Source organism: Arthrobacter dokdonellae (assembly GCF_003268655.1).
GTDB classification, from domain to species: domain Bacteria; phylum Actinomycetota; class Actinomycetes; order Actinomycetales; family Micrococcaceae; genus Specibacter; species Specibacter dokdonellae.
The window spans coordinates 1,199,119-1,222,747 of record NZ_CP029642.1; the positions used below are offsets into that span (position 1 = coordinate 1,199,119).

The following is a 23,629-nucleotide window of genomic DNA, read 5'->3' on the forward strand; positions in this document are numbered from 1 at the left end:
ATGCGGTTGGGAATCATCGGGGCCGGGGCCGTGGCTGTGCTGCACGCCGAGGGCGCCGCCATCATTGACGGGATCGAACTGAGCGCCGTATGCGATCTGAAAGCGGACATCGCCGCCAAAGTCGCCGATCCGTGGGGAGCCGCCGTCTACACGGACTATCGCCAGATGCTCGACGACGACGTCGTCGACGCCGTCGTGATCAACACCCCGCACAGCCTGCACAAGGAGATGGTGCTGGCTGCAGCCGCACACGGCGTCCACGTGCTGGTGGAAAAGCCAATGGCCACCACCGTGGCGGACTGTGTCGCCATGGAAGAGGCCTGCGCAGCTGCCCACGTGGTCATGGTGGTGGGGCTGATCCAGCACTTCATGGCCGAAAAGCTGGCCCTGCGAGCGGTCTTGGCATCCGGCAAGTTGGGGGCAGTGCTCCTGGTCCATGATTACCGCAGCACGGACTACCGGCCGGGTACACGTGCCGGCTGGTTCTTTGACAAGGCCATCTCCGGGGGCGGGGCGTTCATCAACATCGGGGCACACTGCCTGGACCGCTCCATCTGGATCGGCGGGGCTCAGGCCGTTCGTGTCACCGCCGCCACGCTGAACCGCTTTGGCGCGAAGGTGGAAACGGACGGCAGCATGGAGGTGCTGCTGGCCAACGGGGTCCAGGTGCGCATTACGATCGTCTCCGACACACCGCGAAACGTGGACGAGATGCTGGTGGTTTGTGAGAACGGCACGGTGATCGTCGATCCCCGCAGCGGAACCTTCGTTGAGATCGACGGCAAACACACCCAGGTCCATGCCTCCACCGGCGACGACATCCAAAATGCCTTCACGGCCCAGTTGCAGGACTTCGCTGCGGCCGTTGCCGGAGCCGCGCCAACTGTCGACGGCGCACACGCCAAGCATGTGGTGGAAGTGGTCCTGGCGGCTTACGAGTCGGCGGAATCCGGACATCCCGTGCAGCTGGGCGGCTCCCGGGCCGGCGACGTATCCCTGCAGGGCGCCCTGTGACCTGGCAGGAAATTTCACCTGACCCGGAAGGATCCCCGTTCACGGGGTGGACCAGGGCCCACTGGGAAGCGGCCGCGGACGAGCAGATCGCCGCCGCATGGCGGCATTCCTCGCCCGGCGGGGCCAGGGTGGAATTTCCTGCCGCGCATCAGCAGGATGCCGACGAGCTCCTGGAGGGTTTTGCCCGCACATTCCTGCTGGCCGCCATGCGCCTGGCCGGAGCCGGCGGCGACCCGGAGCGGGTCCCCGCCGGACTGGCGCACTGGTACGCGCGGGCGCTCAACGCCGGGACCGAGCCCGATTCCCCCGAACGCTGGCCGAAGCTCACCGACCACAGCCAGACAACGGTGGAGGCCACGGCCGTGGCGCTCGGGCTGCACCTGACCCGCACCTGGATCTGGGACCGCGTCCCGCAACAGGTACGGGACAATACGGCGGCCTGGCTGGGGGGCTCCTCGCATCACTACGGGGCGGACAACAACCACGTCCTCTTCGCGGCCACCATCCAGGCTTTTCTGGGGTCCGTTGGCTACCCGCACGACGGCGCCGGCGTTGAGGCGGCACTGGCGCGGATCGAAGACTGGTATGCCGGCGACGGCTGGTATTCGGACGGGGAGGGCCGCCGGTTTGACCACTACAACGCCTGGACGTTCCACCTCTACCCTTTTTTCATCCTGGACATGCTGGAGGAACCGGACTCAACCGGGCGGCGGCAGGTCTACCGGGACCGGCTGGGTTTGTTTGTCCGAGGCTACAGCCATCTTTTCGGAGCTGACGGGGCACCTCTCATCCAGGGCCGCTCGCTCATCTACCGCTGGGGTGTGGCCGCACCGTTCTGGATGGCCCTGCGTGAAGGAGCCACGGCGGTCTCACCCGGGCAGGCCCGACGGCTGGCCTCCGGCACCCTGAAGTACTTCTTGGCTGGCGGGGCGGCCCCTGAGGGGGTCCTTACGCTGGGCTGGCACGGTGCCGATGCATCCGTGCTGCAGTCGTACAACGCTCCGGGCTCCCCGCAGTGGGCGGCCAAGGGCTTCCTGGGGCTCCTGCTGCCTGCCGACCACCCCGCCTGGACGGATCGGGAAGAGCCGCTTCCGGTGGAAATTTCCGACTTCACCTACCCGTTGCCCGGCCCGGCCTGGCTGGCTGCGGGTACCCTGCGTACCGGCACTGTCAGGGTTCTCAACTCCGGCAGCGGCGGACACCCGCAGAAAGACGAACCGCTCTACCGCAGGCTGGCGTTCTCCACAGCCACCGTGCCGTGGCTTGGATCCGGATGGCGGGATAACGACGTATTCATCGCCGCCGCCGGCGGCGGCACCAGCCGGCACCGTGGCCCGCGGGGTGGAAGCGTCCGCCCGGCCGGAGGTGCCAGCACCTTTTCACTGGACGCGGCAGGCCGGGACGTATCCGTCCAGACCGCCTTTGCCGTCATCAACGGGTTTGAGGTACGCGCGGCTCGGCTCACCGGCGTCGTGGGACTCAGGCCGGCGGTATCAGGCTACGCATGCAGTGCCGCGCAGCCGTTGACAGCATCCGTGACGGGAATCTCGGCGGAGGTTGCCCGACCGTTGAAAAGCCTTGACCCGGACGGACATCGGGGGTCCGCCATTATTTTGTTGGACAGCGGCGTGCGGCCGGCCGGCGGCCGGGTGGTGCACGGGGGCACCACCATCCTGGCGCGGCACAGTGCCCTGCCCGTCCTTGAATGGGACCCGCTGCCCGTGAACGAACTGCGGATACTCTGGCTCTCCGCGCTGGACGAGCCGGGCGAATCGCTGCGGACGGCCGCCGACGCCCTGGACTGGGACTGGACGCCGGACGGCGTGGAACTGCGCCACGCCGGACGTCCCGTGGTGATGCCGTGGCAGCGGAAAACGCCGTGGGCCGCGGATGCGATCAACCAAGGCGTCTTCCGCTGGGAAGCTGCCAGGACCTAGCGGTGCAGCGTGACCTCCACGGTCCGGCCCAACAAGCCGGCGGTGGGGATGGTGACGGTCACGTTGCCGTCCCGGCCTGCCGACAGCGTGGCACCCGCGGTGGAGCTGATGCGGCGGTAGTGGGCATCCTGGATGGTGACGGTGACTGAAGTGGCAGTCTGTGTCGGGTCGGAAACCGCCAGCACCCCCTGTCCCGGGTTGCCGTTGAACAGCACGCAGGCGGGCCCGTCCGCCGTCAGGTTTCCTACCTTGCCGGGGGCCCAGAACAGTGCTGCGGTGGTCTTGTTGTCCAGTTCCAGGCCCTGGCCCACCTTGTCATTGCGGAGAACGCTTGGGGCCTTGCGAGCGGCCTTGGCAGTGTCCTTGGCGGAGGCGCCGGGCAGCAGCGCGTAGGCGTAGGTGGCGCCAGTCGGCGCGGTGCCGTGCTCAAAGACCATGGTGGCGTACTGACGGCTCACGGCGTCCGGCGTTCCGCCGGTGTTGATGTTCCGCCAGGAGCCCGTGCGCTGTTCGCGCAAGACCGTCAAGTCGCCCTGGTCCAGCACCAGGTACCCGCCCGTTCCGTCGACGTGCGCCCACGAGGGGCGGGGGTAATGTGCTGGTGCCCCGGGAGCCGCGGTGTGCACCTGGCCGTCCACCGTGATCGCCTGGCCGCCGTCGGCACCCAGGTTGCGGTGCTCCATGACGCTTTCGACGGCGGCGCCGCTGGCGGTGTGGATGTCTGCGCCCAGCGCCACCACCATGTCTTTGGTGTAGAACCAGGCCTTGCGGGCCTGCAGGCCCGTGCTGCCAGGGCCAATCAAATGCATGCCCACCGCGCCCATGCCGTCCAAGGTAACGCCGCCTGTCCATTCGTTCTGTGGAGTTGCGGCGCCCCACTCGCCCTCCACCTTCGGCGGCAGGGCCGTGGTGTCCACGGTGATGCCCGGCAGCCGGCTGAGATTTGCGGTGGGCCAGAAATCGTCGTCGAACTGTCCCTGGTTGCCGGCGTAGAGATACGTCATGCCGCAACCGGTCTGGACGCCCAGGTTGTTTTCGCCGTTTCCGCATTCATACCACGTGGTCCGCCGGCTGGAGAGGCCCAGGGCTGCGGCCCAGCCCGTACCGCGGTAGACGGAACGGTCCATGCCGGGGAAGAAGCTGTGCCCGATCGGTTCGGGCACGGCGGCAACCGTGGAGGAGGTGAGCTCCCTGAACAAGGCCGTGCGCGCAATGGTCGCGCCGGTGAGGGGATTGCTGTAAGCGTTGCGTGCCACCCAGCCTTGGCACAACGCCCGCCAACGCGTGGCCGTGACTGGGTCCACCGCACGGGCCAGCCACAAGATGGCCTCGATCGTCGCTGTGCCGTCGTTGAAGCCGCGTTCCTGGGTCCGGGAAATGGCCCGGCCCCGGACCGAGTCCATCATCAGCCCGTCGTGCATGAACGGGGCAAAGGAGTCCTCCACGGTGTTGTACAGGGCTTTCTTGCGCGGATCGCTGATGGCGTAGTTGGAGCCGCCCAGCAGCGAGAACAGCTTGCCCAGCCCGCCCAGGAGCACCACGCCGTACGTTCCGGTGTAGGGGGTGGTGGAGTGCTGGACGAAGGAGCCGTCGGCGTAAAAGCCGTTTCCGGAGGTGACATACTGCCACACGGGGCTCAGCGCTGCAATGGCGGCGGACAGGCGGGCCGTGTCGGCGCCGACGATGGAGCGCACAATGATGGCCTGGCAGATGTCCACCCTGTTCGCGCCGTCGGAGAGGATCTGGCCGCGGGATGCGGGGTACTGTCGGGTGGGATCCGGAATGAAGTGGTCGATGGCGGCACAGTACTTGGCCAGCAGGTCCGCGCCGACATTGTCGCCAAGGATGGCGAGGGTGTCTGCCAGGGCCTTGGGGGTGCCGATCTCCCAGGACCACCAGTTGCCGTACTCGGCCTGGGTGTCGTTGTAGATGTACGTGTTGCCGTCCTCCAGGGCGCCGATGATCTGGCCGAGGAGCACGGCGTTGCCGAGGTATTTGGATCCAGGCGTGGCCCAGGCCGTTGCCATTTGGGCCAGCCGCTGGTAGGTGGTGACGATTTTCGCATCCGTGGCGAAAGGTGCGTCCGTAAAGACACCCAGCGTTCCGGGGCGGGGGGACAGGAGTGCGACGGATTTCGCCACGGCGCGGTCCTGGGTCGCGATGGCGGCCGTGAACACGGGATCGGTCGGGTCGATCAGGAGCCGTCCGGTGACCTGGTCGACCCAGCGATCCCGGAGGGCTGCGAGGTCCGCGGGTGTCGCCGCTTCCGCGGCCTGGGCCAGGGGGCCGAATCCGGACGTGAGGACGCCGGCCAGGGACAGCAGTGCCGCCCCTTGGAGAATGTGCCGTCGGGAGAGGTCATGCGCCATTGCAGGATTCCTTTGCTGTTGACTGAGCCCGTAAAAACGTGGCCCGGACCGTCATGGTCCACAACAGTCAAGGCCGCCCGCAAGACAGGAATAAAGGACTAATTGCTTCCGTGTCGGCACGACGGGGCCACGGACGGGAAGCGGGACATGAGTGCGAGAAACCTAAATTATGGCGGAAATCTGAATTGGTGCTTGATTCATACTCTGCCGCCCCTGTGTAGTTTGGATCACATTTCTAAAACAGGAAGAAGATGCACATGCCTCGTCCATCCATGGAGATCAGTCGTCGCGGCCTGCTGTCCGTAGCCGCCGTTGGTGCGGCCACGGTCGCCGTCGTCCAGGTCTCGCCCGCGTTCGCCGACACTCCCACACCGGTGGCAACCCCAACGAGCACGCCGCCGGCCACGCTGGCCGAGTTGGAAGCGAACGCGCTGGCGCTGACGCCGCCGGCGTTCTTGCTGGAGACGGCAGTGCCGAAGCAGTTCTCCACCTCCGACGGATCGCCCTTGAGCATTGTCTCCGACGTGAACCACTTTGGTGATTCCAGCCTGCGCTGGGACTATAAGTCCCGTTCCACGCTTAGCATCAAGGCGCCCCTGGGGATCGTGCCTCCCTCGGACTCGGAGGGCGGCAACGGGGCGGACATCGGTTACGACGTGAACACGCTGGCGTTTTGGATCTACCAGTCAAAGCCGTCCTCGGGCACACTGCAGATCGAAGCCGGGCGGGGCTCACGCAAGGACGCATGGTGTGAGATGAACCTGAACTTCACCGGGTGGCGGACAGCCTGGATCCGCTACCAGGACATGAACGGCACGGCCCGTTCCGACATGGACCAGCTGCGGTTCACCGCTCCCGCCGGTGCCGGTACCCTCTACTTGGACCAGATCCTGGTCAACCGGCCGGTGCGCTCGAACAACCCGACCCGGGACCGCCAGGTCCCGTTCGTCAACCCCGGGGTCTCCTCGGATGCCAACGAGCACTGGCTTGACCTGCTGTGGTTCTCCGAGCAGGAAGCCAAACCGTTGGCGATGCCGGCACCCACCGCGGCGCAGTTGGCCGACCTCGCCGCGATCAAGACTGCCTATACCGCGGCGGTCCGCCAGAAAGTGACAGTCACCGCGGCGTCCATGGCAGCCCTGGTGGCCGCGACCGACAAGTTGGGCGTCCCGGCGGCCGGGGTCCTCGGCGGCGGCAGGCCGATCGTGGGCTACCAGAACTCGATCTATCCGCCGGCCATCGCGGCGGACATGGGCCGCCTTGCCCCCTTTATCGGGCTGCAGGCCTTCACCACCCAGATGCTCGCCGTGGCCAAGGCCTATGATTCAACTTCGGATCCGGTCTTGAAGGGCCAGGCGGCGGACCTCTTCATGCGCATGCTGGACTACTACACCGACCAGGGCTGGACCGACGGCAGTGTCCAGGGGACCATTCACCACCTGGGCTACCAGAACCGAAACTTCTACAGCTCGGTGTGGCTGATGCAGGGCCTGCTGGCCGATCGCGGCCGGTTAGACGACGTGCGGGCGACCCTGAACTGGCAGGTGGGCCTGGGCCGGCTGCGGCAGGGAACGGACGATGTTGTCCGCTTCTACAACGGCATCATGGACATCATCAACACCACGCTGATGGGCCTGCTGGGCGCCGCGCTGCTCGTGGAGGGTGAGGCGGCTCAGGTGGCGCACCTGCGCCTGCTCAAGACCTGGATCGACAACGCCAGCACCCCTTCGCCCGGGACCGAGGGCGGCTTCAAGCCCGACTTCGCCACGTTCCACCACATGGGCCACTACCCGGCCTACTCCCGGGACGGCATGAACGGCGGCTCGCCGGTCATGGCCATTCTCGCCGGCACCGGCTTCGCCATGTCCCAGGCGGCACACGAACAATGGGTGCAGTCCCTGCTGTCAATGCGCTTCTACTCCACTACCACCGATTGGCCGATCGCGCTGTCCAACAGGCACCCAGTCGGTAACGACGGAATGAGCATCAACGCGTACCAGTCCATGACCCAGGCGGGTAGCCCAGACGGCAAGTACGCGCTTGACCCTGTGATGGGAGCGGCCTGGCTGCGGCTTCTGCCGGCCAAGCTCTACTCTCCGCAGATCGCACTGAAGAACGCGCTGGCAGCCGCTGGAGTGGTGGCGGAGCCGGACCCCACCGGTTGTCAGGTGATGAACCACGCGGCGCTGGTCACCCAGCGGCGGGAGAACTGGCTGGTCTCGGTGCGCGGGCACAACCGCTACCTGTGGAGCACCGAAATGTATGCGGGAGCCAACGAATACGGCCGGTACATGACGTACGGGCACGTGCAGGTCATGAGTGGGAAAGACCCTGTCACCAACCAGGTCACCAACGCTGCATCGGGATTTGTCCAGCCGGGCTGGGACTGGAACAGGTTGCCGGGCACTACGGCGATCCAGTTGCCGTTCAACCTGCTGCTGAGCAAGCTCAATCCCTTGGGTGAGGAGGTGTTGCTGTCGGATCAGCGGATCGGCGGCGGCGGGACGATCGGCGGGCAAAACGGGGCGTTCATGATGAGCCTGCATGAGAACGCCGAATACGACGGATCGTTCCATGCGCGCAAGTCCGTGTTCATGTTCGATGACCGGGTGGTGCTGCTGGGTAGCGGGATTGTCAACAACGACCGCGCGCACAGCACCCAGACCACGTTGTTCCAGTGCCACCTGGCCGACACGTCGGTGCCGACGCAGGACTCGCGGGTTGGCGCGATCGCCACGGTGCCGTACAGCAGTGTGGGGAAGACGTCCGCTCCGGTGTGGTTGGTGGACCCGCAGAACGTGGGCTACTACGTCCCCGGCGGCCAGCAGCTGGAGGTGAGCCGGGCGGTGCAGACGGCCCCGGACCAGGGCGCCACCACCACGGGCACGCTGCCGTACGCGATCGCTGTCCTGGATCACGGGACCAAGCCGCGCAACGCGAGCTACGAGTACGCGTTGGTGGTGGGTGCCACGGCTGATTCCATGACGGCCTTCACCACGGCCATGGGCAACAAGTCCACGGCCCCGTACACGGTGCTCCAGCACGACGACGACGCCCACGTGGTGGCGGACCTGGCCACCGGGATCACCGCCCACGCGGTGTTCGAGGCCTCCAAGCGGATCAAGGGCGGGGTGGTCACGGCCGTGGACACCCCCTCGGTGGTCCTGGTCCAGCCGGTTGGCGCCGAACTGGCCGTCTCGGTCACCGACCCGGACCTGCGCTTCTATGACGGCAAGGACAAGTCCTCACCGACGCAGTCACCGTTCGGTGTGCCGTGGAAGGCCTCCCCAAGCCAGGGCAGCCGCATCACCGTGGAACTGGAAGGCCGCTGGAGCACCAGCGGCGCAGGGGCCAGCGCACGGACCGGCCGCACCACCACCAAGCTCACCGTCGACTGCGCCAACGGCCTCCCCACCGAACTGCGCCTGACCAAGGCGTAAACGGCCACGGCCGACCATTAGCTTAGCGCCCGTCGCCCACTTGGACTGTTCAGCAGCCCAAGTGGGCGAAGGGTGCTTTTCCATGTTGGCCTGCCTCCTTTGTACCTTGAGGTCTGCCTGATGGCAGGGCAGGAATGGGGTACTAGTTACTTGTGTGACAGATTTCGCCCAAATGGGTATAAAAAACGGCTCAAAATGAGGTCCAAACGGGGGCGAGTGACGTCACTTTCCGATTGCCCGTGAATTGGTTCTTGATTCATCATTTACCGCAGATGTGTACTTTGGATCACATTTATATAACAGGAAGAAGATCCACGTGCCTCGTCCATCACCACAAATCAGCCGTCGCAGTCTGCTCACTGTCGCGGCAGCCGGAGCGGCCACTGTCGCCGTCGTCCAGGTATCTCCTGCGTTCGCCGACACCCCCACGCCTGTTGCATCCCCAACGCCCACCGCCGCGCCTCCGACGACGCTGGCGCAGCTGGAGGCGCTGGCGCTGGCGCAGACACCGCCGGTATTCATGCTGGAGACGGCGGTGCCGCAGCAGCTGAGCACGTCCGACGCCTCGCCACTGAGCATCACCAGCACGGTGGCCCACACCGGCGGCTCCAGCCTGCGGTGGGACTACAAATCCCAGTCAACCCTGCTGATCAACACGCCCCTTCAGGTCACCGCGGCGGCTGAGTCGAACGGGGCAACCCTTGCGTTCTGGATCTACCAGTCCAAGGCATCCACGGGAACGCTGAAGATCGAGGGTGGGCGCGGCTCAGGCAGGGACATCTGGTGCGAGATGAACCTGGACTTCACCGGCTGGCGGACGGCGTGGATCCCCTACACGGACATGAACGGGCGGGCACGGCCGGACATGGACCAGCTGCGCTTCACCGCCCCTGCCAGCGCCGGGACGTTGTACCTGGACCTGCTCATGGTCAATACCGTGGTCGGTCCGGGGCAGGCGGCCCCGGACCGGCAGGTGCCCTTCGTTGATCAGGGAGTCCACACCGGCGCCAACGAGCACTGGCTGGACCTGCTGTGGTTCTCCGAGCAAGAGGCCCAGCCGCTGGCAACGCCGGCCCCCACTGCGGCGCAGCTGGCCGACCTCGCGACGGTCACGGCGGCGTACTACTCGACCATCAGCTCCAAGGCAAAGGTGACGGCAGCCACCGTCGCCGGACTGGAGGCGTCCATCGACCAATTGGGCGTGCCAGCGGCAGGGGTCTTGGGGGCCGGCCCGGCGATCATCGGCTACCAGGCCCAGATGTACCCGGCGGCCCTGGCCAACGACATTGCGACGCTCACGCCGAGCATCGGCCTGCGACCCTTCGCGGACCAGATGCTCGTCGTGGCCAAGGCGTATGACGCGGCCACGGACGCGACCCTGAAGAACCAGGTCGGCGCCCTGTACCTGCGGATGCTGGACTACTTCACCGACCAGGGCTGGACTGCGGGCAGCTGCCAGGGCACGATCCACCACCTGGGCTACCAGGCACGCGGCTTCTACAATTCGGTGTTCCTGATGCGCCCCTACCTGGAGACGGCGGGACGGTTTGACGACGTGCGCGCGACCCTGGCCTGGATGGTGGGCCTGGGCCGGCTTCGTCAGGGCAATGAGAACATTGTCCGTTTCTACAACGGCATCATGGACATCCTTAGCACGACGCTGCTGGGCCTGCTGGCCAGTGCCCTGCTTGCGGAGGGGGAGGCGTCCCAGGTCGCGCACCTTGGCCTGCTGAAGACGTGGATCGACAACGCCAGCACCCCCTCACCCGGCACGGAGGGCGGCTTCAAGACGGACAACGCCACGTTCCACCACATGGGGCACTACCCGGCCTACTCTGTGGACGGGCTCTCCGGCGGATCTCCGGTGCTGTCGGCGTTGGCGGGGACCGGATTTGCGGTCTCGCGGGCGACCCATGAGCAGTGGAATGCCACCTTGTTGGCGATGCGCTTCTACGCGAACAAGTCCAACTGGCCGATCGCCCTGTCCAACCGGCACCCCACGGGTGTTGACGGGCTGACGCTCGGCCCGTACCAGGCGATGACCCAGTTGGGCAGCCCCGACGGCAAGTCCGCGCTGGACCCGGTGATCGGTGCGGCGTTCCTGCGCCTGCTGCCGGTCAAGCCCTCCTCCGCCCAGACGGCGTTGGCGAAGTCGCTGGCCGCGGCCGGCGTGGTCGCCGAGCCGGACCCCACCGGCTGCCAGGTGATGAACCACGCGGCCCTGGTCTCGCACCGTCGGGACAATTGGCTGGTCTCGGTGCGCGGGCACAACCGCTACCTGTGGAGCACCGAGATGTACGTGGGCGCCAACGAATACGGCCGGTACATGACGTACGGGCACGTGCAGGTCATGGGCGGGGGGACTCCGGTCAGCAACGCCGGCTCGGGCTTTGTCCAGCCGGGCTGGGACTGGAACCGGATGCCTGGCACCACCGCCATCCAGCTGCCCTTTGAACTGCTGAAAGCAAATCTCGACGCCGAAGGCGGGCAGGAGGTGTTGCTGTCGGATCAGCGGATCGGCGGCGGCGGGACGATCGGCGGGCAAAACGGGGCGTTCATGATGAGCCTGCATGAGAACGCCGAATACGACGGATCGTTCCATGCGCGCAAGTCCGTGTTCATGTTCGATGACCGGGTGGTGCTGCTGGGTAGCGGGATTGTCAACAACGACCGCGCGCACAGCACCCAGACCACCTTGTTCCAGTGCCACCTGGCCGACACGTCGGTGCCGACGCAGGACTCGCGGGTTGGCGCGATCGCCACGGTGCCGTACAGCAGTGTGGGGAAGACGTCCGCTCCGGTGTGGTTGGTGGACCCGCAGAACGTGGGCTACTACGTCCCCGGCGGCCAGCAGCTGGAGGTGAGCCGGGCGGTGCAGACGGCCCCGGACCAGGGCGCCACCACCACGGGCACGCTGCCGTACGCGATCGCTGTCCTGGATCACGGGACCAAGCCGCGCAACGCGAGCTACGAGTACGCGTTGGTGGTGGGTGCCACGGCTGATTCCATGACGGCCTTCACCACGGCCATGGGCAACAAGTCCACGGCCCCGTACACGGTGCTCCAGCACGACGACGACGCCCACGTGGTGGCGGACCTGGCCACCGGGATCACCGCCCACGCGGTGTTCGAGGCCTCCAAGCGGATCAAGGGCGGGGTGGTCACGGCCGTGGACACCCCCTCGGTGGTCCTGGTCCAGCCGGTTGGCGCCGAACTGGCCGTCTCGGTCACCGACCCGGACCTGCGCTTCTATGACGGCAAGGACAAGTCCTCACCGACGCAGTCACCGTTCGAAACGCCGTGGCGCGGATCGCCAAGCCAGGGCAGCCGCATCACCGTGGAACTGGAAGGCCGCTGGAGCACCAGCGGCGCAGGGGCCAGCGCACGGACCGGCCGCACCACCACCAAGCTCACCGTCGACTGCGCCAACGGCATCCCGACCGAGCTGCGCCTGACAAGGGCATAGGCAGGTGACAGCGCCGGGGGCGGCAGTGCCGGCCCCGGCGCAGCGAGTGCCGGCATGCCGCCGGCAGCAGACAGACAAATCAGAAAGTATTGGCCCAGGGTAGACAACATGACAATTTCACGAAGCAGCACCATGCCGTCCCTGCCGCCGGGCAACGGCGGCAGGGCAGCGCCCGCCACGCCCCCGGCACCGCCGCGCAGGGCCCCTGTGGCCGCGCCCATCGCCGATGAAGGCATCCATGGGCTGTCGGTGGTCCGCCACGGCGCCGAAGACATTGCACGGCGCCAGGCGTGGACGGATGCACGGTTTGGGGTGTTTGTCCACTGGGGCGTATCGGCTGCCTTGGGTGGGTTTTGGAACGGGAAGCGTGTTGCGGGACTGGCCGAATGGATCCAGTTCAGGGCCAGGATTCCCCTTGCCGACTACGCAGCCCTGGCGAAGACGTTCGACCCGGTTGACTTCGATGCCCGTGAATGGGTGCGCATGGCCGCCGACGCCGGAGCCAAGTATTTTGTGTACACGGCAAAACACCACGACGGATTCGCCATGTACCATTCACGGGTGTCGGCCTACAACGTCTCGGAGGCCACACCGTTCCGCCGTGACCCGCTGGCTGAAATTGCGCAAGCATGCGCCGACTACGGCATCATGCTCGGGATCTACTACTCCCAAACCATTGATTGGGAAGACCCGGACGCTGTGGGGCAGAGCTGCAACAGTTGGGACTTCGAACCCGACAAGGGGGATTTTCACAGATATTGGCGCCGCAAGGCCGCACCCCAGTTGCGTGAAATTCTCAGCAATTACGGTGATATCGGGCTGCTGTGGTTTGACATGCCCAATGGCATTCCAGCCGAATGTGCACAGGAAGCGTTTGACCTGGTGAGGGAACTGCAGCCCGGCGCCGTCATCAACAGCCGTCTCGGTGGCGGGGCGGACGCCGACTACACCTCCATGGATGACAACTATTTTAACAACTTCCTGCCGCCCAGGGACTGGGAAACGGCCGCAACCACGAATGACAGTTGGGGATTCTCGAAATCGGCTTCCGGCTGGAAGCCAGCGGCCAGCCTCTGTGACACGCTGGCCTACACTGTCAGCCGCGGCGGCAACCTGCTGCTTAACGCCGGCCCCGACGCCACCGGCGCCATCCCCGACAAGGTTAAAGCCCAATTCGCCGGGATCGGCGCCTGGATGCAGCGTGCATTGCCGGGCATCCGGGGCGCAGGGCCGACACCATTTGCAGGAAGTTTTGACTGGGGCCATGCCACCACCGGTGAATCGGCCATCTACCTGCACGTAACCGACCCGGGGAAGCGGGAGCTCTCATTGCGGGGCGTCGCCGCGGAACCGGATGCCGTGCGTGACCTGGGCACCGGAGCGCCCCTGCCTTTCACCCTGGCCGACCCTGACGGGACGGGCGCCGTTCTCACCGTGGCCCTGGCCGACCCAGTTGACGGCCTGCCCCGCACCATCGAATTGGCTTTTGACGGTGCCCCACCCACATCATCGGACATCGTGCAGGTCCCGCACACGGCGCTGCGGCTGGACGTATGGACCGCGAACATTGGCCCCGGGGGTTCGCTGCAATGGAACTTCACGATGGCCACTCCCGGCGAATACCGGGTGGTGCTGTTGAGCAAGGAAACCTTTGGCAACTTCGACCCGCAGTGGTGGGCCGACGGCATGCGCGGGACCTTGGAGACGCAAGGGATTCGGACACCGTTTGTGCTGCACCGCGACGGCGACGAGCCAAATCCCGTCCTGCACTATTGGAAGACGGTTCGCAGCGAGATTGGGCGCCTTCACGTCGCGCGCCCGGGGGACCAGGAGCTGACCATCACCGGGCTGCCGGCGGTTGACTCAAAGTGGGACCGGGACGGGGTCAACCTGACCGCGCTCAGGCTCGAACCGATCGAATCTGCGCCACTGGAATGAGACCGTCCCACCGTGTGCGGCAGCAGCGCGGCGTGCGGGCGTCAGGCAGCGGTGCACACGGTGGGGGGCAGGCGTCATGCGCCGTCCCAGTTGGGGCCGGTGAACGCGCCCAGCGGATCGGAGCCCAGCGGGCTGTGCTGTCCCGCCCCGGCGACCGGCAGCGCGGCACCGTCGAATTCCGGCACACCGTGCTGCGCAAACCAGCCAGCCATCCGCGAACGCATGCCGGGCAGCACCGGGTGTGAGACGGCCTCGAGCATCAAGTTTCGCCGCTCCCCGGGATCGGCGGCCAGGTCGTAGAGCTCGTGGGGCCCGTGCGGGTGGCGGTGGACGTACTTCCAATCGTGGGTGCGGATCATTCTCACCGGCCCGTATTCGTCATAGACCACCACGGCGCCATCGGCCCGCACGGACGGATCGCGGGAACCGGCATCGGCGGCCAGCAGGCCGGCAAAGGACGCGCCGGGGCCGGCCTCGAACGGGGCCGGATCCAGCCCGGCCAGCTCCAGGACGGTGGCGGCGACGTCGTAGGCGGAGAGAAGCTCGGTGCGCACGGTGTCGGCGGCGATGTGACCCGGCCAGTGGAAGATGGCAGGGACCTTCACGGAGGAGTCGTACATGTTTTGCGGGAACGTGCCGTTGCCCTTGCCCCAGACGCCGTGGTGGCCGCAGTTGAAGCCGTTGTCGCTGCTGAAGATCACCAGCGTGTCGCCGGCGATGCCCAGGCGGTCCAGGTGCCCCAGGAGCCCGCCGATGGCTGCGTCCATGGCACTCACGGCGGCGAAATAGCCCACCAGTGCGGCGCGGACGTCCGGTTCGCCGCCGATCGCCACGCCGTCCACGGTGGGCTGCCACGGGTGCGGCTCCTCCTGCGGGCAGCTGGCAAAATCGCAGTCCGCGTAGAGGTCCTCAAATTCCTTGGGGTGCTGGCCCTTCCACGGCTTGTGTGGTGCCGTGTAGTTCACGGCCAGGAAAAACGGCTCCTCACGGACGGCCTCGCGGTCCAGGAACGCGTGCGCATCCGCGGTGATGGCATCGGTGAGGTATTCCGTGACTTCCTCCCGCTCACCGTTGCGGTACATGGTCGAGTGCAGGTACGGGCTGCCGCCGCCCTCAAGGCCGAACCAGTGGACAAAGCCCCGCCGTGCGGCGTCGTTGGCCCCCAGATGCCATTTGCCGGCCAGTCCCAGCCGGTAGCCGTTGTCTGCCAGCACATCAGTGAAGAGGGGTTGCCCGGCCAGGTAGTCGGGGGCCTCGGGGCCAACCTCAGTCCCGGTCAGGTAGTCGTGGACGCCGTGGCGGGAGGGGATCTGCCCGGTCATCAGACTGGCGCGGGCCGGCGAACAGACGGGGGAGACGCAAAAGAAGTTCTCCAGCCGCGTGCCGTCCGCAGCCAAGGCGTCCAGGTGGGGTGTGCGGATCTCGTCATTGCCTGCGCAGCCCAACGCCCACGGCCCTTGGTCGTCGCTGAGAATGAAGACGATGTTGGGCCGTTTTTCCGCGGCGTTGACCATGAGCGCTCCTTGTGGCTGATACGGGCCCTCCATAATTACCACCTGGAGTAGGGAGGAATAAAGCAGTATTAAGGTCGCCGAAATCGCAATGGAAAGCGGTTTCCTCCTGTCGGCTGCGGGGGTACGCTGGGAGCAATGCTACGAAAGGAATGCCGTGCGCTTGGCGTTTTCCACGCTTGGCTGCCCGGGGCTGTCCCTGGCGCAGGTTGTAGAACTGGCCCGGTCCTCGGGAGCCACCGGGTTGGAGCTGCGGGCCGCCGAAGGCGAGTTTGTCCATCCGAACATCTCTGCCAAGGAACGCGCGGTCGTCGCCCGAACGCTTTCCGACGCCGGTCTGACGGTACTGGCACTGGCCAGCTACGTCCGGGTGTGCGCCGCGCCAGGCACCGGGCGGGGCGCCACGTGGGCGGTCGAGGACGCACTTCGCTCCGCCGTTGAACTTGCCGCCGACTTGGGCGCAGCCAATGTGCGGGTCTTTCCGGGAGCCGGGCTGGACCCGGCGCTGGGGGACGTTGTTCCGCCGCGAATGGCCGAGGCCGACCGCCTCGGTGCCCGGCGGCTTGATGCGGCCGCGGGCGCGGCACGGGACAGCGGCGTGACGCTCCTGCTGGAAACCCACGATTCGCACCCGCGAGGGGAGGATGTGGCCAGGATTCTGGCTCAAATCGACCCGGCCACCCCGGTGCAGGTCATTTGGGACCTCATGCACCCGTGGCGCCATGACGAGGCCCCGCAACGCACCGCAGGATTGCTGGCCGCGTCACTGGCCTACGCCCAATACAAGGACGGCCGGCGGATCCCCGGAACCAACGACGTCGCGCTGACGCTGCCCGGGGAGGGCGAGCTGCCGCTGCGCACCATGCGGAACCTGGCCGGCGGAATCGCCAACGCCCGCGGCGACGACGATCCCTGGGTATCCCTGGAATGGGAACGTGCCTGGCACCCGGAGCTGCCCCCGCTTGCTGACGCCCTCGCCGCGCTGAAGGCCGTACTGGCCTGAACGCCGGCGCTGCAGGCAGGCGCTGAACGCCGTGCCGGCCCGAGCCGCGCAACACCCCGCCCGCACCCCGACCACGCAACACGCCACCGGAAGGACCCCATGTCGAAGAACCCCAGTGCCGCCCGAGCCCAGGACGCGGCCAAGCCCAACATTGTGGTCATCGTCTCCGACGACCACGGCTACGCGGACCGCTCCATCCTGGGCATTGTCGACGACGTCACGACCCCCGCGCTGGACCGGTTGGCCCGGCAGGGGACCTCCTACGAAAACGCGTACGTCACCGCGCCGATCTGTTCCCCGTCACGGGCCGGCCTGGCCGCCGGCTGCTACCAGCAGCGGTGGGGAGCGCACTGGTTCACGGACTCCGAGGTGTGTCCCGTGCAGGTGCCCACCATTGCCGAGCTGCTCCGTGACGAAAACTACGTGACGGGCTACTTTGGCAAGGTCCACTACGGCACCGAACACCACGGCGACCGCGGCACCCCTCCGCAGCACGGCTACGACGAATCCTTTTACGGCCTGGCCGGGGAGTCCATGGGGCGACTGAACTACCTGCACCATTCCGAGGACTCCGTCGCCGACTATGGTGAGGCTGCGCAGCCCATGGCCGTCCAGCCTCTGTGGAACGGTGAGGAACCCCAGGAACTCGAAGGCTTCCTCACGGACGCCATTGGGGAGCGTACCCGGCAGTTCGTCGCCGACCACGCGGACAGGCCGTTTCTGGCCACGGTGGCGTTCAACGCGGTCCACAACTTTTGCTGGCAGCTGCCCGCCGAGGAGCTTGCGAAGCGCGGACTGCCATCCTTTGAGGACTGGAACCCGGGGGCCGGGGAATACCTGGACTGGTACGACGGCGCCGTCAGCCCCAACCTGGACAACGGCCGGGCCTACTACCTGGCGCAGCTCGAACTCATGGATGCCCAGATCGGGCTGATCCTGGACCAGCTGGACGACCTGGACCTGGCCGCGAACACGATGGTCATATACCTGACCGACAACGGCGGATCCACCTGCAACTACGGAGTGAACCTGCCACTGCGCGGCACCAAGTACACGTTGTGGGAGGGCGGCGTACGCGTTCCGTTCCTGGTGCGCTGGCCTGGCAGGGTGCCGGCTGGAAGCACGACGGCGGCCCTGGCCAGTTCCATGGACATCCTTCCTACCGCGCTGGCTGCCGCAGGCGCGTCCCCGCGGGCCTACGCCCATTGCGACGGGAAGAACCTGCTGACCGCGGACGGACTCGCCGGCGGGCACGACGCCCTCCATTGGGACTGCGGTTGGCAGTGGTCGGTGCGCCGGGGCGATTGGAAGCTCAGCTGGGCGGAGCCGGACTCGCCCGTGGCCGACGCCATCCGGAAGGTGGAGCATGCCGAGCCCGGCAGCGGCTACTTCCTGGCCAACCTGGCAACGGATGCCTCGGAGACCAACAACCTGGCGGACGCGGAGCCGGAAATCCTGGCCGAGCTGGTTGCCCTGCATGAGCAGTGGAAGGCCGGTCTGGCCCTTCCGTCCTGAGGCAGCCAAGCCCGCACATTAAAGTCTCCCGCCCCCAGTGTTGTCCGCGTGGCATCAGGCAGGGAATGGGTCCATGGAAACCGCGCTGGACCGGTTGGAAGCGCTCCCCGTCCTGTCCTGACACCCACCGGGTTTGGACGGGCTCAACCGACGCGGTGGGCGTAGATTTCGACGGGGGCCAGCAGGCCCGCACGGAATGCTTCCAGCAGGTTGCCCAGCGCTGCCCGGTCCAGTCCGACCGGGCCTCCGCCGTTGAGCGCGCGTTCCAGGAACTCGATGCCTTCGGCCAGGGTCTTCGCTTCCCGGTCCACCTCGAGGCCAGCCTGTCCCATGCTGTCGCTGTAGGCCAGTGGCGGTTGTGGGAACGAGGTCTGCGGAGTGGTGGCCCACGGCAGCGGGTACACTTCGACGTCGCCGCCAAGCAGCATGACGTCGTACACGGCCAGGACGCCGCCGGGGCGCAGGACCCGGGCGGCCTCGGCGAACATCCGGTCCTTGTCGCGGATGTTCATGCCGACATGGATCACCACGGCGGCGTCAAACAGGGCGTCAGTGAAAGGGAGGTCGAGGGCGCTGCCCTGGGTGAATTCCACGGAGCCTGCCAGCCCGGTGCGCTGCGTCAGGTCCGTGGCGGCGGCCACAAATTCCGCCGTCAGGTCCACGCCGTGAACTGTGGCGCCGCAATCGCCGGCAAGGTGCCGGGCCACCCCTCCCAAGCCGGAGCCAATGTCCACCACCCGTGTGCCGGGGCCTATCCCGGCACGTTCAGCGACGCGGGACGTGGCGGCAGGGCCGCCGATGTGGAGCTGGTCCGTGCCGCGGAGCGCCGCCGGGGCAAAGTGTTCCGGATCGCCCCCGGCATCGCGCACCAGGGACAGCAGCCGCTCCAAAGTGCCGCCGCTGCCATAATGCGCCGCGACCGACTCGTCGTATTCCATGATTCCTCCAGACAATGCCGCAGGGACGATGTTGGACATGATCCTACTCCGCGTCCGCGCGGCCGGTCCCGCGCCCCGGATGTGCAGGAGCGTCGGTGTTGGAGGCCCCGGATGTGCAGGAGCGTCGGCTACGGGGCGTCGATGATGCGGTAGGCGTAGCCCTGTTCGGCGAGGAAGCGCTGGCGCTTGGCGGCGAAGTCGGCGTCGACCGTGTCCCTGGCAACCAGCGTGTAGAAGCGTGCCGTCCGCCCGTCCGCCTTGGGCCGCATGAGCCGGCCCAGCCGCTGCGCCTCCTCCTGCCGGGAACCAAATGACCCCGAAACCTGGATGGCCACGGAGGCCTCGGGCAGGTCGATGGAAAAGTTCGCCACCTTGGACACCACCAGGGTGTTGATCAGCCCGCGCCGGAACTCGTCAAAGAGCCGCTCGCGCTCGCGGACGGACGTTTCGCCCTTGATCAGCGGCGCGTCCAGCCGTTCGGCGAGCTCGTCCAGCTGATCTATGTACTGGCCGATCACCAGGACCTGTTCCCCCGCATGGTCGGCCACCAGCTTTTCCACCACGGCGGACTTGCTTTCCGACGTGGCGCACAGCCGGTACTTATCGGCGTCGTCCGCCATGGCATAGGCCATCCGCTCGTCGCCGGGCAGGTCGATCCGCACCTCCACGCAGTCCGCCGGGGCAATGTAGCCCTGTGCCTCGATGTCCTTCCACGGCGCGTCATACCGTTTAGGACCGATCAGTGAGAACACCTCGCCCTCGCGGCCGTCCTCCCGGACCAGCGTGGCGGTCAGGCCCAGCCGCCGCCGGGCCTGCAGGTCCGCCGTCATGCGGAAGATGGGAGCCGGCAGCAGGTGGACCTCGTCGTAGATGATCAGTCCCCAGTCGTTGTCGTTGAGCAGCTCCAGGTGCGGGTACAGCCCGCCGCGGCGCAGGGTCAGCACCTGGTAGGTGGCGATGGTGACGGGCCGGACCTCCTTGGCGGCGCCGGAGTATTCGCCAATTTCCGCCTCCGTCAACGAGGTGCGCCTGAGCAGCTCGGCCTTCCACTGGCGGGCCGAGACGGTGTTCGTCACCAGGATCAGCGTGGTGGTGCCGGAGACGGCCATCGCCGCGGCCCCGACGATCGTCTTCCCGGCGCCGCACGGCAGCACCACCACGCCCGAGCCGCCCGCCCAGAAGTTTTCCACCGCCAGATTTTGGTAGGGCCGCAGCGACCACGCGCCGTCCTTGGGCGCTTGGGCGTCGGCGTCCCCGGCGGTCAGGGCGATGGGGTGCGGGGTGCCGTCGACGTATCCGGCCAGGTCCTCCGCCGGCCAGCCGGCCTTGAGCAGGAGCTGTTTGAGCGCTCCGCGCTGGGACGAGTGGACCGCCACGGTCAACGGGTCGATCCGCGGTCCCAGCAGCGGGCCGATCTTCTTCGCGTGGATGACCTCCTCCAGCACGGGGAAGTCGTTGGTGCGCATGACCAGGCCGTGGACGGGGTCCTTTTCCAGCCGCAGCCGCCCGTACCGGGACATGACCTCTTCAATGTCAATGAGGAGCGGGTGCGGCACGGGGAACCGTGAGTACTTCAACAGCGTGTCCAGCACCTGTTCGGCGTCGAGCCCGGCGGCCCGCGCGTTCCACAGGCCCAGCGGCGTGATCCGGTAGCTGTGCATGTGCTCCGGGGCGCGCTCCAGCTCGGCAAATGCCGCAATCGCGTGGCGCGCCTCGGTGGCCAGCGGGTGTCCCGTCTCCAGCAGGATGGTCTTGTCGCTTTGGACAATCAGCGGCCCGTCGTTCATGGTCTGCCTTTCGAGTAGGTGTCAAGGGCGCCTTCAATCACTTCCACGTCCATGACCCGGTGCATCGTGAACACGCGCTCGCTGTCCCGTTCGCGGTCCAGTGCGCGCACACGACCCTCCGCCACGGTGACCGGGTGCAGCCGCAGCCGCTCGGGCCGGCCGTCGCTGCCGACGGTGGTCAGCCAGACGTCCGCCCGGGCCCGGATGGCCCGCTGCAGCTGCTCCCTGACCAGTGCCGGCGCGGCCTCCCCCCGCCCGGGCGTCCATGCCGGGCGGCTGCGCAGCACGGCCAGCTGCGCCTCCGCCGGGCCCAGGGGAGGCCCGACGCCGGGCCCCCCTTCCTGCCGGTCGCCCGCCAGTCCTTCCCCCGGCTCCCACGCGTCGGTCGCCGGTCCTTCCCCTGCCAGCAGGCGGGCGGCCTCCCAGGGCGCCACGGCCGGGTGCTGGGCCGCGCGCGCTGCCCGCCTGCCGCGGTCCGGGACCTGCCCCGCCGCCGGTGTGCCGCCGGCCAGGGCGGGGGAGTGGCCGGCGTCGAGCATTGCCCTGGCCAGTTCGGCAGGCGCCAGGGCGGAGACGGCCACCGTCGGGGAGACGGCGGTGAGCCGCAGCCGGGCCCCGAGTCCGCCTGCCAGCAGCTCGGCCATGAGGCCCGGGTCCTCGGTGCTGACCACGGCGGAGGCGGCGCCCACCGTGAACCGGCCATGGCGTGCGGCGGAGTCGGTCACCAGGTAGGCCAGCGGCTGCGGGACGGGTGTGGCCGAGTGCGCCGCCAGGAAATCCAGGATGCCGGCGGCGGTCCGGCCGGCGCCCACGGCGCGTTGGACCGACGCGGGCGTGAAGCGGTAGACCCCCGCGGCGCCGCGGCCCTCCGGTTCGGCGAGCAGTGACAGCTCCGCGGCCAGGTCCGGGGAGAGGTAGCCCGGGGCCACGGCCGTGAGGTCTCCCTGCAGCAGTATGTGCTCCACCGGTTCAGGCAGGGCGCCGGCGAGCAGGAGGAGGGCCCTGTCCCAGTCCCTCTCGATGACGGCCAGGCCCAGTTCTGTCAGGGCCGACGCACCTGTCAGGCCCAGGATCTCGGCCTCGGCCAGGAAGCCTGCCAGCGTCTTGGCGATCCGGCGGGCAGGGCGCGGGTGGTGCCAGGCGTAGTGCTCCAGGACCTGGGCCACTGTGGGCGCGGGGACCGTTGCCCCGGCCGTGGGCGGCTCCGCCTCCCGGCCCCGGTGCAGCAGGGCGAGCACCTGCAGGGCTGTGGCGCGCAGCGCGGGCGCGTCGGGCCGGTTCGCCTCGCCGGCCAGGACATTGACGGCGGGGGAGCCGGTGCCGACCAGGGAGGGAAGCCGCCCGGCGTCGAGCCAGGCGGAGGCCAGCCACAGCCACTGCGCCGGGCGTTCGCGCGGCCGCCAGCCCGAGGCTGTGGCTTTCCACATCGAGGTGTCCGGGTCCAGGGTGATGAGCTTCGCCATGGCGGCCAGTTCCAGGTAAAAGTACGACTGTGCCACGTCGACGCCGAGATCCCTGGCCACGGCGCGCACGGCCCGTACGCCCACGCCGCCGGAGCGCAGCGTGGGCAGCGGGGCCGACTGCACGGAATCCAGCAGCGCGCCCATGGCGCGCAACACCGAGGCGATGGCGCCCGTGGCCGCGTTGTCGCGCAACGACGTGCGGACCTCGGCCACCGGCGTGGCAGGGGGTGCCGGCGCAAAATCCGTGACGACGTGGCCGTGGCGCAGCAGCAGTCCCACTTCACGGGGCAGCTCCACGTGGTCGTCGTCGAGGGGAACCAGCAGACCGCGGCGCAGCAGCCAGTTGACCGCACCGCCGCCGTCGCGAGGGGCCCGGGCGCCCGTGGCCGCGCCGCCGCCGTCGGGCGCTTCCTGGCCCGCGGCTCCGCCCGGGGCGGCGGCCGCGCCGACTTCGCGCAGGGCATGGGCCAGCCGTCCCATGGGGCCCGCTTCAAATTTGGCGAGCAGGGCCCCTGTGCCCTCGGGCGCGCCGGCCAGCAGCTCGTCCGGTCCGGCGAAGGACGTGATGTGGCCGTGGAGCAGGGCGGCCGGATCGGCCGGCTCGGCCGGCGGGCCGCCTGCCCCGGGCTCTTGCGCGGGGACGTCTTCGAGCGGCCCGCGCTGTCGCGGCCCGGCAGGGTCCGGCTCTGCGGGGTCCGGCTCTGCAGGGTACGGCCGGGATGGGTCCGGCCGGGAGGGCAACCCCAGGCCGGCGGCTATCTGCGCCAGCCTCTCCCGGCACCCGGGCAGCGAATCGGCCAGCTCACCATAGCCGCGGCCCAACCCGGCAGGGTGGGCGCCCAGCACCTCACGCACGGACGTGACGGGCCGGAAAAGGAGGGGGCCGGCGTCGTCCGCGTCCCGGGGGGCATGGAGCACCAGTGCGAGTTCATGCAGCGGGCCCAGGAGCCGCTCCACGTCATGCGGGCCGGCGCCGGCAACGGCATCGGCAAGCTGCGCCGCTGTGGCGCCCACCTCAGGGTCGGCGACGACCGCCAGGGCGGTCAAAAGCTGCAGCTGCGGCTGGTTGAGCCGGTCGAGCGCGCGGGCCAATCCGGCGCGGCTGGCGGCGCGGGCCGCGAGGGCGGCGAAGTCAGCCGCGGGGGGATGCATCAGCTCCGGGCGCAGCGAAAGCAGCCGCAGCAGCGAGGAATCGGGCCGGGCAGCGAGGTCGGAGATCAAGAGCCGCAGGGTGGACATCAGCTCAAC

General features: G+C 68.0%; 12 protein-coding genes. 7 read left to right on the forward strand and 5 right to left on the reverse strand.

What is annotated here, in order from left to right; genetic code table 11:
* Nucleotides 1-1,014: a Gfo/Idh/MocA family protein gene (locus DMB86_RS05355; protein ID WP_113716875.1), complete on the forward strand. Its 1,014-nt coding sequence runs from the start codon at nucleotides 1-3 to the stop codon at nucleotides 1,012-1,014.
* A complete protein-coding gene (locus DMB86_RS05360; protein ID WP_171814375.1) occupies nucleotides 1,011-2,951 on the forward strand; it encodes a DUF2264 domain-containing protein in 1,941 nt (646 codons plus the stop codon). Before DMB86_RS05355 ends, DMB86_RS05360 begins: the two co-directional genes overlap by 4 nt.
* Here the strand turns inward: DMB86_RS05360 and DMB86_RS05365 are convergent.
* Nucleotides 2,948-5,320, reverse strand: a complete 2,373-nt coding sequence (locus DMB86_RS05365) for a polysaccharide lyase 8 family protein (RefSeq protein WP_113716877.1) — start codon at nucleotides 5,318-5,320, stop codon at nucleotides 2,948-2,950. The genes DMB86_RS05360 and DMB86_RS05365 overlap by 4 nt on opposite strands.
* A gap of 257 nt (nucleotides 5,321-5,577) precedes the next feature.
* Here DMB86_RS05365 and DMB86_RS05370 point away from each other — a divergent pair, with 257 nt between their 5' ends.
* The 3 genes from DMB86_RS05370 to DMB86_RS05380 all read left to right on the forward strand — a co-directional run bounded on the left by DMB86_RS05370 (nucleotide 5,578) and on the right by DMB86_RS05380 (nucleotide 14,164).
* Nucleotides 5,578-8,760 carry a chondroitinase family polysaccharide lyase gene (locus tag DMB86_RS05370; protein ID WP_171814376.1) on the forward strand — a complete coding sequence of 1,061 codons (3,183 nt, stop codon included), beginning with the start codon at nucleotides 5,578-5,580 and terminating at the stop codon, nucleotides 8,758-8,760.
* A gap of 316 nt (nucleotides 8,761-9,076) precedes the next feature.
* Entirely contained in the window at nucleotides 9,077-12,226 is a 3,150-nt protein-coding gene (locus DMB86_RS05375; RefSeq protein WP_129545472.1) for a chondroitinase family polysaccharide lyase, read from the forward strand.
* Between the two features lie 108 nt (nucleotides 12,227-12,334).
* On the forward strand, nucleotides 12,335-14,164 hold the full coding sequence (locus DMB86_RS05380) for an alpha-L-fucosidase (protein ID WP_171814377.1): 1,830 nt from the start codon (nucleotides 12,335-12,337) through the stop codon (nucleotides 14,162-14,164).
* Between the two features lie 74 nt (nucleotides 14,165-14,238).
* On the opposite strand, the gene DMB86_RS05385 is transcribed toward DMB86_RS05380, so the two are convergent.
* Nucleotides 14,239-15,678 (reverse strand): sulfatase-like hydrolase/transferase, encoded by a 1,440-nt coding sequence (locus DMB86_RS05385; RefSeq protein WP_113716881.1) that lies wholly within the window; start codon nucleotides 15,676-15,678, stop codon nucleotides 14,239-14,241.
* A 154-nt stretch (nucleotides 15,679-15,832) separates the two neighbouring features.
* On the opposite strand from DMB86_RS05385, the gene DMB86_RS05390 reads away from it, so the two are divergent.
* Together DMB86_RS05390 and DMB86_RS05395 are read left to right on the forward strand one after the other, a co-directional pair.
* Nucleotides 15,833-16,678, forward strand: coding sequence for a sugar phosphate isomerase/epimerase family protein (locus DMB86_RS05390; protein ID WP_227878611.1), 846 nt, complete (start codon nucleotides 15,833-15,835; stop codon nucleotides 16,676-16,678).
* 99 nt (nucleotides 16,679-16,777) lie between these two features.
* A complete protein-coding gene (locus DMB86_RS05395; protein ID WP_113716883.1) occupies nucleotides 16,778-18,193 on the forward strand; it encodes a sulfatase family protein in 1,416 nt (471 codons plus the stop codon).
* A 143-nt stretch (nucleotides 18,194-18,336) separates the two neighbouring features.
* Here DMB86_RS05395 and DMB86_RS05400 read toward each other — a convergent pair whose 3' ends face one another.
* The 3 genes from DMB86_RS05400 to DMB86_RS21445 form a co-directional block, all read right to left on the reverse strand.
* Nucleotides 18,337-19,170 carry a class I SAM-dependent methyltransferase gene (locus DMB86_RS05400; RefSeq protein WP_113716884.1) on the reverse strand — a complete coding sequence of 278 codons (834 nt, stop codon included), beginning with the start codon at nucleotides 19,168-19,170 and terminating at the stop codon, nucleotides 18,337-18,339.
* Nucleotides 19,171-19,259: 89 nt separating this feature from the next.
* On the reverse strand, nucleotides 19,260-20,918 hold the full coding sequence (locus DMB86_RS05405; protein WP_113716885.1) for a DNA repair helicase XPB: 1,659 nt from the start codon (nucleotides 20,916-20,918) through the stop codon (nucleotides 19,260-19,262).
* A complete protein-coding gene (locus tag DMB86_RS21445) occupies nucleotides 20,915-23,620 on the reverse strand; it encodes a helicase-associated domain-containing protein (protein ID WP_113716886.1) in 2,706 nt (901 codons plus the stop codon). The genes DMB86_RS05405 and DMB86_RS21445 overlap by 4 nt, the downstream gene beginning before the upstream one ends.
* Nucleotides 23,621-23,629 lie beyond the last annotated feature (9 nt).